The sequence below is a fragment of the Actinoplanes sp. TFC3 genome (genome assembly GCF_001553785.1).
Lineage (GTDB): Bacteria > Actinomycetota > Actinomycetes > Mycobacteriales > Micromonosporaceae > Actinoplanes.
This window is the reverse complement of the sequence record NZ_LOJP01000001.1, coordinates 4,683,680-4,697,458: the sequence shown is the minus strand read 5'-3', so window position 1 is coordinate 4,697,458 and position 13,779 is coordinate 4,683,680. Positions and strand designations below refer to the sequence as shown.

Annotated in this window: 12 protein-coding genes and 1 pseudogene; 10 read left to right on the top strand and 3 right to left on the bottom strand. The window is 71.0% G+C overall.

The features are described 5' to 3' along the window. The first annotated feature begins 2 nt into the window (after nucleotides 1-2). Nucleotides 3-1,538: an MFS transporter gene (locus TFC3_RS21165; protein WP_067502689.1), complete on the top strand. Its 1,536-nt coding sequence runs from the start codon at nucleotides 3-5 to the stop codon at nucleotides 1,536-1,538. Here TFC3_RS21165 and TFC3_RS21160 read toward each other — a convergent pair. Next, nucleotides 1,500-2,507 carry an Lrp/AsnC family transcriptional regulator gene (locus TFC3_RS21160; RefSeq protein ID WP_067502686.1) on the bottom strand — a complete coding sequence of 336 codons (1,008 nt, stop codon included), beginning with the start codon at nucleotides 2,505-2,507 and terminating at the stop codon, nucleotides 1,500-1,502. The genes TFC3_RS21165 and TFC3_RS21160 overlap by 39 nt on opposite strands. Nucleotides 2,508-2,572: 65 nt before the next feature. On the opposite strand from TFC3_RS21160, the gene TFC3_RS37235 reads away from it, so the two are divergent. From TFC3_RS37235 to TFC3_RS21145, 4 genes are all read left to right on the top strand, one after another. Beyond that, nucleotides 2,573-2,800, top strand: a complete 228-nt coding sequence (locus TFC3_RS37235) for a hypothetical protein (RefSeq protein WP_153040324.1) — start codon at nucleotides 2,573-2,575, stop codon at nucleotides 2,798-2,800. A 68-nt stretch (nucleotides 2,801-2,868) separates the two neighbouring features. Next, a complete protein-coding gene (aspS, locus tag TFC3_RS21155) occupies nucleotides 2,869-4,671 on the top strand; it encodes an aspartate--tRNA ligase (protein WP_067502683.1) in 1,803 nt (600 codons plus the stop codon). Next, nucleotides 4,672-5,475 carry a sugar nucleotide-binding protein gene (locus TFC3_RS21150; RefSeq protein ID WP_067502680.1) on the top strand — a complete coding sequence of 268 codons (804 nt, stop codon included), beginning with the start codon at nucleotides 4,672-4,674 and terminating at the stop codon, nucleotides 5,473-5,475. Nucleotides 5,476-5,566: 91 nt separating this feature from the next. Next, complete coding sequence (locus TFC3_RS21145) at nucleotides 5,567-6,058, top strand: GyrI-like domain-containing protein (RefSeq protein ID WP_067502676.1); 492 nt, start codon at nucleotides 5,567-5,569, stop codon at nucleotides 6,056-6,058. A gap of 20 nt (nucleotides 6,059-6,078) precedes the next feature. Here the strand turns inward: TFC3_RS21145 and TFC3_RS21140 are convergent. Both TFC3_RS21140 and TFC3_RS21135 read right to left on the bottom strand, forming a co-directional pair. Continuing rightward, nucleotides 6,079-6,348, bottom strand: a pseudogene (locus TFC3_RS21140) (hypothetical protein); the annotation flags it as partial. 57 nt (nucleotides 6,349-6,405) lie between these two features. Then, complete coding sequence (locus tag TFC3_RS21135) at nucleotides 6,406-6,876, bottom strand: GNAT family N-acetyltransferase (protein ID WP_067502670.1); 471 nt, start codon at nucleotides 6,874-6,876, stop codon at nucleotides 6,406-6,408. 72 nt (nucleotides 6,877-6,948) lie between these two features. Here TFC3_RS21135 and TFC3_RS21130 point away from each other — a divergent pair, with 72 nt between their 5' ends. The 5 genes from TFC3_RS21130 (at nucleotide 6,949) to TFC3_RS21110 (ending at nucleotide 13,766) form a co-directional block, all read left to right on the top strand. Further along, nucleotides 6,949-7,512, top strand: coding sequence for a winged helix-turn-helix domain-containing protein (locus tag TFC3_RS21130; protein ID WP_067502666.1), 564 nt, complete (start codon nucleotides 6,949-6,951; stop codon nucleotides 7,510-7,512). Then, entirely contained in the window at nucleotides 7,509-8,732 is a 1,224-nt protein-coding gene (locus tag TFC3_RS21125) for an MFS transporter (protein WP_082772205.1), read from the top strand. The genes TFC3_RS21130 and TFC3_RS21125 overlap by 4 nt, the downstream gene beginning before the upstream one ends. A gap of 56 nt (nucleotides 8,733-8,788) precedes the next feature. Next, entirely contained in the window at nucleotides 8,789-9,004 is a 216-nt protein-coding gene (locus TFC3_RS21120; protein WP_067502660.1) for a hypothetical protein, read from the top strand. A gap of 159 nt (nucleotides 9,005-9,163) precedes the next feature. Beyond that, complete coding sequence (locus TFC3_RS21115) at nucleotides 9,164-10,945, top strand: replication-associated recombination protein A (protein WP_067507184.1); 1,782 nt, start codon at nucleotides 9,164-9,166, stop codon at nucleotides 10,943-10,945. A 256-nt stretch (nucleotides 10,946-11,201) separates the two neighbouring features. Further along, a complete protein-coding gene (locus TFC3_RS21110; protein WP_067502657.1) occupies nucleotides 11,202-13,766 on the top strand; it encodes an AAA domain-containing protein in 2,565 nt (854 codons plus the stop codon). The last annotated feature ends 13 nt before the right edge of the window (nucleotides 13,767-13,779 follow it).

The window sequence follows — 13,779 nt, the reverse complement described above, 5'->3', positions numbered from 1 at the left end:
TCATGCGTAAGTGGTGGCCGCTCGTCACGGTCTGCCTCGGCACCTTCATGCTGCTCATCGACGTCACCATTGTGAATGTCGCATTGCCGCAGATGGCGGTGGATTTGCACACCTCGTTCACGGCGCTGCAGTGGGTCGTCGACGGCTACGCGCTGTCATTGGCCGTGCTGCTGCTGGGCGCCGGCGCGCTCGGCGACCGCTCCGGGCATCGCCGGCTGTACCTCGCCGGGCTTGGTGTTTTCGCGCTCGCGTCGCTGGTGTGCGGCGTGGCAAACGGTGACGCCATGCTGATCACCGCCCGGGTGGTGCAGGGCATCGGCGCCGCCGCCATGTTCACCACCACGTTCGCCCTGCTCAACGGCGCCTACCAGGGTCGCGAGCGCGGCGTCGCGTACGGCGTCTGGGGCGGTGTCTCCGGGGCGGCCGCCGCGGTCGGGCCGGTGCTCGGCGGCGTGCTCACCGAGTGGCTGAACTGGCGCTGGATCTTCCTGGTCAACCTGCCGATCAGCATCGCCGCAATCGTGCTCACCCTCACCGTCCTGCGCGCCGATCACGGGCAGCGCAAGGGCCGCTTCGATGTCGTCGGCACGCTGACCTTCACGGTGGCCGCCGCCGCGCTCACCCTGGCCGTGATCCGGGCCAATGAGCAAGGCTGGACCGCGTTCGCCACGTGGGGCCTGCTCGTGCTCAGCGCCCTCGCCATGGTGGCGTTCGTGCTGGTCGAGCGGCGCATCGAGCACCCGATGCTGGACCTGCGGCTGCTGCGCAACCGGTCGCTGGGCGGCATCCTGATCGCCGCGCTGCTGGTCAACGTGGCCGCCTTCGCGGCGTTCACGTACACCTCGATCTGGCTGCAGTCGCTCGCCGGGCTGTCGCCGCTGCAGGCCGGGCTCACCGGCCTGCCCATGTCGCTGGTCTCGGTGGTGATCTCCGGCATTGCCGGTTCGCGGCTGCACGGCAAGAGCCCGCGCCTGATCATCGGCACCGGCATGCTGCTGATCGGCTTCGGGTCGGCGCTGTGCGCGCTGGTACTCGGACCCGGTTCGAGCTGGCCCGCGCTGATCGCCGGCTACGCGGTCATCGGCATCGGGGTTGGCCTGGTCATGCCCACGCTGGCCGAGTCGGCGATGGCGGCGGTCCCGCGTGAGCGTGGCGGCATGGCGGCCGGTGCGATTACCACCGCCCGCCAGCTCGGCTTTGCCATCGGCATCGCCGTGCTGGGAACGGTGTTCGCCGCGCGCGCCGAGGACCACCTGACCGGCTCGGCTCCCGACCCGTCCGGCACGGCCCACGGCCTGGCCGCCGGGCAGGCCGGGCGCATCATCGCGGCGGTGCCGGAGACGGCGCGGTCGGCCGTGGACACCGCCCTGCGCGGCGCCGCGGTGGCCGGGCTGGACGCGGCGTTCCTGGTGGCCGCGGGCGCGGGCATCCTCGGCGGCATTGCGGTGCTGGTGCTGGTGCGCCACAACCGGCCCGCTCCCGCCGCCGCGCCGCCGGCCTCAGACGACCGGGCTGCGCAGCAGGCCGCGGTCCACTAGCGACACCGCCTGTTTGACCCGGGTGAGCTGCGGCATCGCCTCACAGTGCTGCACCTCGGTGATCGCAGCCACCTCGGTGGTCAGATAGCGGTACAGCGCGCCGGCGTCGGTGAACAAGGCCGAGGCCACCAGGTTCGCGGACCCGGTGACCGCCGCCGCCCAGGCCAGCTGGCGGTGGTCGGCGAGCTGCGCACCCACCGAGGCCAGATCGGCCGGGGCGACCGTGAACCACAGCGTGGTCACCGAGCGCAGGCCCAGCGCCACCCCGGCGATGTCGATGTCGAAGCGGATCAGCCCGGCGGCGGTCAGCGCGGTCAACCGCAGCGCCGCCCGCCGCTGGGTCCACCCGGTTGCCTCGGCCAGCGCTGCGAAGCTGGCCCGCCCGTCATGCCCGAGCGCGGTGAGCAGCGGCCGGTCGTCGTCGGTGAGTTCGGCGGGGTCACCCGGGGCTTCCGGCGGCTCATCGGCCAGCAACTGCCGGCGCTGGTCGTCCTCGAGGCGGTCGCCTGCGGTGATCCAGTCGGCCTCGCCGCGCCCGACGAAGCGATGCAGCACCTGATGGGCGTTGAGCGCCAGCACGTTTGCCGAGCGCGGCAGATGATCAAGCAGCCCCGGCTGGTCATCGCCGACGCTCACCCCGCAGGTCAGCTCGGTCGAACCGGCGCTGATCGCCACCCAGCTCGTGTCGGGGCGCCGGGCCAGCGCGTCGGCGGTGGCCGCCGCGGTGCCGGGCCGGCAGGTCAGGCGCAGCATCCAATCGGTGGCCCCGGCGTGGGTCGCCACCCCGAAGACCCGGGCGATGCCGTGGCTGCGCATCCGCTGGTAGCGCCGGGCGACGGTCTGCTCGGACACGGCCAGCACGGCGGCGAGCCGGGCGAACGGCACCCGCGGAGCTAGCTGCAGCCCGTGGAGGATCTGCCGGTCCAGCCGGTCGATGGCGGCGGATCCGGTCGGGGTACGCGCCGGCACGAGAAGATTCTAGTCCCCATATCGGGGATGGGCAGCACGCAACTTGTGTCCGTACCGTGTGAGGTATGTCGGTTTCTCGGTGGCGGCCCGCGGATGGCCCAACCGAACGTCTGGGCGCGACCCCCTCAGTTCCCGCCCCACCCAGCAAGGGCGTCGTGGTGGCCGTGCTGCTCGCCATGCTCGCCATGCTCGTAGCAATCGGCGCCGCATTGGTGTCCTGGCGGGCGCTGAACTCCCAACCGACACCGGCGACCACCGTGAGCACAGCGCGTTCCGGGGATCTGGGCCGGTGACGATGGGGGCGGGGCCCTCCTGACAGAATGTCGGGTGCGCATCGTGTCCCTGAATGAGGAGAGCTTCCGTGATCCGTACCCATGACGCCGGCAGCCTGCGGGCCGAGCACGCCGGGCAGACGGTGACGCTCGCCGGGTGGGTGGCCCGCCGGCGCGACCACGGCGGCGTGATCTTCGTCGATCTGCGGGATGCCTCCGGGATCGTCCAGGTGGTCTTCCGCGAGGAGGACGCGCACGCGCTGCGCAACGAGTTCTGCGTCAAGGTGACCGGCGAGGTCAACGCGCGCCCCGAGGGCAACGAGAACCCCGAGCTGGCCACCGGCGCCATCGAGGTCGTGGCCAGCGAGCTGGTCGTGCTCTCCGAGGCCGCGCCGCTGCCGTTGCCGGTTGACGACACCATCACCGCCTCCGACGACCTGCGCCTGAAGTACCGCTATCTCGACCTGCGGCGCTCGGGCCCGGCCAACGCGCTCAAGCTGCGCAGCCGCGCCAACCAGATCGCCCGCGAGGTGCTGCACGCGCGCGACTTCAACGAGATCGAAACGCCGACGCTGACCCGGTCGACCCCCGAGGGCGCGCGCGACTTCCTGGTGCCGGTGCGTCTGCAGCCGGGCACCTGGTATGCCCTGCCGCAGTCCCCGCAGCTGTTCAAGCAGTTGCTGATGGTGGCCGGCCTGGAGCGCTACTACCAGATCGCGCGCTGCTACCGCGACGAGGACTTCCGCGCCGACCGGCAGCCCGAGTTCACCCAGCTCGACATCGAGATGTCCTTCGTCACCCAGGAGGACATCATCGAGCTCGGCGAGGAGCTGGTCAGCAAGCTGTGGGGCGAACTGGCCGGCTACCAGGTGCAGACGCCGATCCCACGGATCACCTGGACCGACGCGATGAACCGCTACGGCTCCGACAAGCCCGACCTGCGCTACGGCGTCGAGCTGACCGAGCTGACCTCCTACCTCGAGGGCACCGAGTTCCGCGTGTTCGCCGGTGCCATCGCGGCCGGTGGATATGTCGGCGCGGTGGTCATGCCCGGGGGCGCTTCGCAGACCCGCAAGGAGCTGGACGGCTGGCAGGACTGGGCCAAGGCCCGCGGCGCCCGCGGTCTGGCCTACGTGGTGCTCGACGCCGAGACCGGTGAGCCGCGTGGCCCGGTCGCCAAGAACCTGTCCGCCGAGCACCTCGGTGGACTGGCCGATGTGGTCGGCGCCAAGCCAGGCGACGCCATCTTCTTCGCGGCCGCCACCGAGCGCCGCGAGGCCCAGGAACTGCTCGGCGCGGCCCGCATCGAGATCGCCAAGCGTTCCGGGCTGATCGACGAGTCGGCGTGGGCGTTCTGCTGGGTCGTCGACGCGCCGATGTTCGAGAAGACCGACGAGGGCGGCTGGACGGCCGTGCACCACCCGTTCACCTCCCCGAACGCCGAATGGCTGGACCGCTTCGAAGAGGCGCCCGACCAGGCCCTGGCCTACGCGTACGACATCGTGGTCAACGGCAACGAGATCGGCGGCGGCAGCGTCCGTATCCACCAGGGCGACGTGCAGAGCCGGGTGTTCGACCTGCTCGGCATCACGCCCGAGGAGGCCCAGGACAAGTTCGGCTTCCTGCTCGAGGCCTTCAAGTACGGCCCGCCCCCGCACGCCGGCATCGCGCTCGGGTGGGACCGCACCTGCATGCTGCTGTCCGGCAACGAGTCGATCCGCGAGGTCATCGCGTTCCCCAAGACCCGCGGCGGCTACGACCCGCTGACCACCGCGCCCACCCCGATCACCACTCAGCAGCGGCTCGAGGCCGGCATCGACGCCAAGCCCAAGGCGGCCGCGGGGACGCCCGGCACGGATGGGGTTGCGGCTCCGGTCGAGCCCTCGAACTAAATGAAGATCCTGGTCGTCGGCGCCGGCGGGCACCTCGGAGGTGAGGTGGCCCGGCTGGCGTCGGCGGCCGGGCACGAGGTAGCGGGAACGGCAACAACGGCTGCCAGCGGCTGGTCACCCCTGGACATCCGCGACCGGGCCGCAGTCCAAGCCCTTTTCGCAGCGGTACGTCCACAGCTCATCGTCAACACCGCCTACCGAGCTACCGAGTGGGCAACCTGCGCCGACGGTGCCGCCAACGTGGCCCTGTTCGCCGGCAACGCCCGCCTGATCCACATCTCCACGGACGCCCTGCACGCCGGTCGCCCCGAACCCTACGCCGACGACGACGATCCCACGCCGATCACGATGTACGGCGCAGCCAAAGCCGCAGCCGAAACCGCCGTCAAGGCCATCACCCCGTCCGCGGCCATCGTGCGAACCTCCCTGATCATCGGCGACCACCGCAGCGCCCAGGTGCGGCTTGCTCTCGACCTGATCCGCGGCGTGCGGCAGGGCGCCCTGTTCACCGACGAGGTCCGCTGCCCCATCGACGCCACCGACCTGGCTGCCGCCATCCTTGAGCTGGCGACTACCGACTACGCGGGCACCATCAACGTGGCCGGCCCGCAGGTGCTGACGCGAGCCGAGCTGGGGGAGCTGGTCGCCCGCGCGCATGGGCTCGATCCGGCCTCGGTGCCGCAGTGCACAATCGCCGAGGCGGGGGCAGGGCCGCGCCCGGCCTGGGTCACGCTGGACAGCACCCGTGCGACGAACCTGCTGGGCATACGCCTGCGCCCGGCCTCCGAAGTCCTGCGCCCCTGAGCCGTCCCCGCGGCCTGGCCGGCGTTGTCGCCCGGCCTCGCCTGCGTTTGCCCTCGCGCGCGGGAACCCGGCAACCCGCACAATAAGAGCCATGTTGCTGCAGCCGACCGTCGTTGAGCGGCCCGAGCAGGTTTATGCCGGCCGGCGTGAGTCCATCACCATGACCGAGTTTGCTCAGGTAGCCGACCATCTGCCGGGGATGTTCTCGTGGCTGGGGGAGCGGGGTGTCGCACCGGTCGGCGCTCCCTTCTTCCGGTACCGGGTCATCGACATGTCGGCCGAGTTGGTCGTGGAGGCCGGGATTCCGCTGGCCGCGCCGATCGAGGTGGAGGAGCCCACCTTCGTTGACGTGTTGCCGGCCGGGCGGTATGCGAGTGTCACCCATGTCGGGCATCCGGACGAGCTGATGGGCGTCACGGCGAACCTGCTCGACTGGGCGCAGCGCGAGGGCCTGGCCTGGGACATGACGCCGACCCCGGACGGTGAGGTGTGGACGGCCCGGCTGGAGGTGTTGCTGACCAACCCGGCTGAGCAACCCGACATGCACATGTGGGAGACGGCTCTGCTGTTCAAGCTGCTATGAGGTCCGTGGCGCGGCGATCAGGCATCAAGCGCCGCCCGCGGATCACCAACCCGGTAAGGACCTCGTCCCACTGGAGCCAGGGGCTGCCACCGGGCCGCCCAGGACGCCAGCCCCTGCCCGAGCCCGCCCACGCGCTGCGGGGTCTCCTTCTCCAGCAGCGCCCGGACCGCATGACCGACCCTGATCACCCCGTGGGTAGCCCCGGCGGCGATGCCCGGCAGCAACCGCGGCCACCACATTGTGAGCACGTCACGCCACGCGGCCGGGGCGAGTTCGCGGTCGAAGTATGAGAACAGAGCTTCGTCGAGGGTTATCGAACCACCGTCCACCTTGAACCTTGGTTCAGGTCAAGGACGCGGGACCAGGTAGATCCGCATCGACGGGTCCTCGGTCAGGCGGAAACCGAGCGACTCGTACAGCGCCCGGCCGTCGGGTGAGGCGCGCAGATCAACGGCACTGATGCCCCGCTGGGTGTACCAGTCCAGCAGGGCGGTCATGCAGGCCCGGGAGAAACCCCGGCGACGGTACGCCGGGTCGGTCGCGACGCTGTAGACGTACCCGCGAAGACCGGTCGGATCGCTCGGACCCGGCAGCCGTTGATCCACAGCGCCCACGACGCAGGCCGCGAGACCCCGACCCTCGGGCTGGTCCACGACGAAGGCGGCGAGATCGTCGCCCAGGCGGTCCTGCAGCAGCTCGATCCCGGTCTGCTGCCAGGGGCCATCGGGCACCGCCGGGTCCATGGATTCGAGCATCACCTTGCGCAGCCGCATCAGCTCGCGCGCATCCCCGGGCGTCGCCTGCCTCGCATTCACCATGGTCCACATCCTTGCACAAAAAGGCTGCACAGAAATCTTGCACAAATTCTGTGCACAGGTACTGTGCAGAGCATGTCATCCCGTCGCGTCATCCTTGACCCCAAGCAGATCCGGGTCCTCGCGCACCCGCTGCGTTCCCGGCTCCTCGGCCGGCTGCGCTTGGACGGCCCGCTCACCGCGACCCGGCTCGCCGAAGTTCTCGGGACCAATACCGGCGCTACCAGTTACCACCTGCGCCAGCTCGCCGACGTCGGGCTGGTTGTGGAGGACAGCGACACCGGACGCGGCCGCGAGCGGTGGTGGCGGGCCGCGCACGACATCAGCAGCTGGAAGCGCGACGCGTTCGAGGGCGATCCCGACGCCACCGCCGCCTCCGACTGGCTCGAAGGCCAGCAACTGGCCTACCTCAACGAGCGCGTCGAACGCTGGCGGCAGGTGCAGAACGAGGAGCCGGCCGAGTGGCGCGCGGCCGCCTCCTTCTCCGACTACTACGTCACGGTCAACGCCGAGCAGTTGAGCGCCATGACGGCCGAGCTTGACGCGGTCATCGAGCGCTACCGGCAAGCCGCCCCCGGACCGGACGCGCGCCAGGTCATGTACTACCTGTGCGCCATGCCGCGGATAGAGGAGCCGTGACCGCCGCCCAAGCCCGGCGCCGCTTTCTGTTTCTGCTCGCGCTGCGCTGGTTGCCGGTCGGCTTGTTGATTCCGATCTCGGCGCTGCTGCCCCTCGACCGCGGGCTCACGCTGGCGCAGTACGGCTCGGCCGCTGCGTTGCAGGGCATGGTCGTGCTGTTCCTGGAACTGCCCACCGGCGGGCTGAGCGACGCGCTGGGGCGGCGTCCGGTGCTGCTGCTCGCCGGGATGATCGAGATCGGGGCGTTGTCGCTGCTCACCATCGCCGACACCGTCACCATGTTCGTCCTCTTCTTCGCGCTGCAGGGCGTCTATCGCGCTCTGGACAGCGGTCCGCTCGAAGCCTGGTACGTCGACCACGCGCTGGCCGCCGACGAAGCTGCGGACATCGAAACCGGGCTCAGCCACAGCAACGCGGTGCTGGGCGTGGCGATCGGTGCGGGTGCGCTGCTCAGCGGCGGCCTGGTCGCGCTCGTCTCGATCAACCTGCCCGTCTACGTCGCGTTGGGCCTGCAAGTGGGCTCGCTGGTCGCGGTGGTGACCGTCATGACCGAGGATCGTCCGGGTCGTGGCATGGCCGCGCTGATTTCTTCGGTACGGGGGGTGCCTGCGGCCATCGGCGGCGCCCTCGGCCTGCTACGCCGCTCCCGGGTGATCGTCGCGCTGGTCTCGGTGGAGCTGTTCTGGGGCTTCGGGATGGTCGCGTTCGAAACCCTCACCCCGGTCCGGCTGGCCGACGTGCTGCGCAGCACCGACCGAGCGTCGGCGCTGATGGGCCCGGTCGGCTCGGCGGGCTGGCTCGCCTCCGCCGCCGGTGCCGCGCTGATCCCGCTGCTCGCCCGCCGCATCGGCGCACCCTGGACCGGGTTCGTGCTGCGTCTGCTGCAGGGTGCCACCGTCGCCATGATGGGCCTGCTCGCCGGTCCGGTCGGCGTGATCACGGGGTACCTGCTCTGCTACACCGTGCACGGTGCCTCCGGCGCGGTCCACAGCGGACTGCTGCACCGCCAGGTCGAGGGGCCGTACCGGGCGAGCCTGCTCTCGCTCAACTCGATGGTCTCCCAACCCGCCGGCGCGCTGGGCGTCATCGGGCTGACCGCGCTCGCCGGTGCGACCAGTCTGGTGGTGTCGCTGCTGACCGGAGCGATCGTGCTGGCCCTGGCCGCGCCGCTCTATCTCGCCGCCCGGCGCACACCGAGCCGCGAACCGGTTTGCGCGTGAGCACCCCGTGGGTAACAGCCCCGGCGAAGTGCTCTCACCCCCCATGGAGGCTCCCCATGCTCGCGATCGCCGCGGCCGTTGTTTTCGGCATCTACCTGCTGCTCGACTTGTTCGACGTCAAGCACTCCGACCTGTTCAACTTCGAGACGTTCACCTCGCTCGGCCTGCTCCTGCTCGCTCTGTACCTGGCCGGCGTGGGCAGCGGCCCGCGCAACGGCAGCGGCTCCGGCTCGGGCCGCCGCTTCTACGGCCGTCGCCCCGGCCGCGGCTGAGCTGCTGTCCCTGCTGTTCCACGGCCGTTGCTGTCCTGCTTGCCGGCCGCGGTTGAGCTGTTGAGTCTGTCCGCGCCGCCTACCTCGTCCGAGGTGGGCGGCGTTCGGGCATTCGGGGCATTTCCGGCTCCGGGCGGCGGGCCGGTACTGTCGTTGCCGATGGAATTCGACGGGCTCTTCTCTTTGGGCGATCCGGGTGCCGTGCGCACCGCACCCCCGGCTGCCATGGAATCCGGCTTCTCCCGGCCGGACGCCGCATCACCCTTGCCCGTACGTATGCGCCCGCTCACCCTGGATGAGCTCGTCGGCCAGCAGCATCTGCTGGCCCCCGGAGCGCCGCTGCGCCAGCTCGTCACCGGCACCAGCCCCATGTCGGTGATCCTCTGGGGGCCGCCCGGCACCGGCAAGACCACCATCGCCCACCTGGTCGCCGGAGCCACCAACCGCAAGTTCGTGGCGATGTCCGCGCTGACCGCCGGCGTCAAGGACGTCCGAGCCGTGATCGACACCGCCCGCCGCGAACGCCGAGCCGGTGGCCCGCCCACGGTGCTGTTCATCGACGAGGTGCACCGCTTCAGCAAGACCCAGCAGGACTCGCTGCTCGCCGCCGTCGAGGATCGCACGGTGACCCTGCTCGCCGCGACCACGGAAAACCCCTACTTCTCGGTGATCTCGCCGCTGCTGTCGCGCTGCGTGCTGCTCACTCTCAAGGGTCTTGACGAGGACGATGTGCGGGGGCTGCTGCGCCGCGCGGTGACCGACGAGCGCGGGCTGGGCGGGCAGGTCACGCTTACCGCCGAGGCCGAGGACCACCTGGTACGGCTGGCAGCTGGGGACGTACGCAAAGCACTCACTGCCCTTGAAGCGGCAGCCGGCTCAGCTCAGGCGCAAGGCGTCACCGACATCGATCTGGCCACCGCCGAGAAAGCAGTGGACGTAGCGGCAGTCCGTTACGACCGCGACGGCGACGCGCACTACGACGTGACCAGCGCCTTCATCAAGAGCATGCGCGGCTCGGACCCCGACGCGGCCGTGCACTGGCTGGCCCGCATGCTGGTAGCCGGCGAAGACCCCCGGTTCATCGCCCGCCGCATCGTGATCTTTGCCAGCGAGGACGTCGGCATGGCCGACCCCCAGGCACTGTTGATAGCCACGGCCGCCGCCCAAGCGGTCCAATCGGTAGGCCTGCCCGAGGCGCAACTCAGCCTGGCCCAGGCGGTCATCCACATGGCCACCGCCCCGAAGTCAAACGCGGTGACCACAGCCCTGTTCGCCGCGATGAGCGATGTCCGAGCCGGCCGAGGCGGCGCGGTGCCGGCCCACCTGCGAGACGCCCACTACCCGGGAAGCAAGGGCCTGGGCCACGGTCGCGGCTACCGCTACCCGCACGACGACCCCAAGGGTGTTGTTAGGCAGCAGTATGTGCCGGATGATCTGACCGGCACGCAGTACTACCAGCCGACAGACCACGGAGCCGAAAGGGCAATGGCGGAGCGTTTGCCGCTGTTGCGCAGAATCGTCCGTGGAGTCGGAGGGAGATCGTCCGGGCCGGGCGGTGTTCCGGCGGCTACCGGTGGCTCTGGGAGCGCTTCCGGCGAGGGTGCTGGGGCGTTGCCGGGAACGGCGTCAGGTAAGGGTGGTCTTGACGAAGTGCCGGAGGGTGCTTCGGCGGGGGTGCCGGATGCGGCGCTGGGTGCGGTGGTGGAAGATGCCTCCGCTCAGGTGCGGCCGGAGCTGTCAGCCGAGGTTGCAACGGGTGAGGTTTCGTCGCGGACCTCGGGTAAGGCGCAGCGGGGCGCCGCACGCAGGGCGCGGTTGAGTGCCCCGGGTGCCTCCGCCGGTCCTGCGGCGGGTGCCTCGGGTGCGGTGGTGGACGGTGCCTCGGGTGGGGTGCCGGAGGGTGACGACAGCGGCGGAAGCGCCGGAGAGGACCAGCCGTGAGCAGGCGCGGTGCCGAAAGGCCCGACGACTACGAGGACCACACCGAGCAGACCGGCCGCAGCCGGCGGCTGTTCGGTCGGGGCCGCTCGGAGGCGGTCGAGCCCGAGCAGGTCTCCGGCGAGGAGACCGGCTGGCTCGATGACCTGCGCACAGCCAAGCAGACAGGCGGCGCGATCGGCCCCGGCACGGCCCCCGGCGAAGCCCGCTTCAGCAAGAGCGGCCGCACCGCCCCCGGCCCCAACGGGGGTGGGGGTTCGTGGCTGGGCGGGCCGAGATCGAGGGAGTGCGGCGCAAGGTTCGCGTGCCGTTGCTCACTCAGCCGGTACGTCTGGAGCGCACCCTCAGCGGCTACCGCATCGTCGCCGCGGGTGATGCCGAGCTGACGCCGCTGCTGGAGGACCGTGGCCTGGCTGCGGAGATGGAGGCGGCCCCCGGTTTGGCAACGCCGGGCTGGCTCGAGGCGATCGGCACGAAGTCCTGGCTCTGGTCGGCCGCCGAGGCCACCGGTTTGCCCATCGACGCTGTGACCACCGCCACCTCCAGGTTGCCCGGCGATCGGCTTGTCGTGGTCGCCGCCGCGGCCCTGTTCGTCGGCCGGGACGTGTTCGGCGGCGGTCTGGTCGACAGTTTGCGCAGCTGGGCGGGCCGGGAGCTGCACGCGACAGCGCTGGCGGCGGTCTACGACCCACCCGGCGAGCCGGAACCCGACAGCACTCCGATTCTTTCCCCGCTGCCGTTGACGCAGGCTCAGGAAAAAGTCGTGGCGAGGGCGCGAACGGCACCGGTGACGGTGGTGTCCGGCCCGCCCGGCAGCGGCAAGAGTCACACCGTCATCGCCGCGGCGCTGGAGGTGGTGCACCGAGGGGGTTCGGTGCTGGTTGCGACGCAGTCACCGCACGCCGCCGACGTACTGGCCGCGCTGCTCACCCGCTATCCGAGTCCGTCGCCGGTATTGTTCGGCAACGCCGAACGGCGGGCCGCGCTTGCCGCGGAGCTGGCGGGCGGTGCCGCCGACGGCCCGTCGGAGCGCGAGCTGCGGGCAGACCAGCAGACCGTGACAGAAAACCATGATCTGGTACGGGGTGCAGCGGCGCGCCTGCAAGCCGCGCTGGCCGAGCACGAGGCGGCAGCCGGGTTGCCGGCCTGGCAGCCACTCCTGCCCGGCCTCGCCGCCGACGTGCCAGGAGCGTTCGATGACGCGGTAGATCTTGACCGGGCCGTCCGGTTGCTCGACCGTGCCGGTTCATCGTGGTGGGCCCGGTGGCGGGTGCGGCGGATGCTGCACGCTGCTGGGGGCGTACCGGAAGAGAAAATGCGGGAGGCGATCCGGGCGGCGACCGCGCAGCGTGCTGCGGCGCGACTGGCCGCGGCTGGTGGCACGGACCTGGCGCCGCAGTGGGAGGGTTTGCAGGCGGCGGAGGAGACGCTGGCACAGGCGGTTGGCGCGGCGATGCATCGGGCTGCGCGTAGCCGGAAGCGGTGGGATGCCGAGGCTCGGCGGGGTGCTGCGGCACTGGCTGCGGCGTTGCGGGCCGGGCGTAACCGACGGCGCGAGTTGCTGTCCAGATTGGACGCTGCGTCGCTGGTGCGGGCACTGCCGCTGTGGATCGGCACCGTGGCGGATGTGGAGGACCTGCTGCCCGCCACGCCCGGCATGTTCGACCTGGTGGTGCTCGATGAGGCGTCCCACGTCGATCAGATCCGGGCGGCACCGGTGCTGGCCCGGGCCCGGCGGGCGTTGGTGGTCGGCGATCCCCGGCAACTGCGCTTCGTCTCGTTCGTCAGTGACGTGGACGTGGCCGAGGTGCTCAGCCGGTACCACGCCGACGACCGGCTGGACGTCCGCCGGGTCAGCACGTATGACTTGGCGGCCGGCGCTGCCCCGGCGATCTGGTTGGACGAGCATCACCGCAGCACTCCGCACCTGATCGGCTTCTCGGCGCACCGGTTCTACGACGACCGGGTGACGGTGGCGACCCGGCATCCGCGCACCGAGGCGGTCGACGCTATCTCGCTGGTACGGGTGGGGACTGCGGCTGCCGAGGTGGATGCCGTGGTGGGGGTTGTCCGGTCTTTGGCGGAGTCTGGCCGTACCGGAATCGGGGTGGTGTCGCCCTTCCGGCCGCAAGCCGAAGCCCTCGAAAAGGCCCTGCTCGCCGCGTTCCCCACCGACGAGATCGAGCGCCTCGGCCTGCGTGTGGGAACGGTGCACGCCTTCCAAGGCAGCGAAGCCGGCACCGTGGTCGCCTCCCTGGGCCTGGACCCCGGCGCCCCAGCCGGCCGCCGCCGCTTCGCCACCGACCCCCACCTGTTCAACGTCATGATCACCCGAGCCCGCCACCGCCTGATCGTCGTCACCGCCCAGCAGAACCCGGACGGCCTGCTCGGCGACTTCTTTACCTGGGCCGACAAGCCACCCCCGATCGACCTGGCCCCCGACCCGGACGGCTGGCCCGGCGTCCTGACGGCTGAGCTGCGCCGGCAACAGGTGACCGTACGCCCGGCCTACAAGGTGGGAACCTGGACCGTCGACCTCTGCGTCGGCCCACCGGACAGCGCGATAGGAGTGTTCTGCGCGGTCCACGAGCAGGGCCCGCAGGCTCACATCGACCGGCGCCGAGCGTTGCGCCGAGCAGGCTGGCAACTGCTCGACATCTTCGGCACCGATGGGAGCAGCGACCCGCGCCGCGCAGCCCTGGAAATAGCAACGGTCGTGCAGGGCGCTCGGGACCATCCAGGTATCGGCTCGGTGCCGGCCTTGGACTCGATGTCGGCCCCGGGCTCGCCGCCGCCTTCGCGTGCGTCACCGCCAACGACGTAGGGCCGCCCGGCCC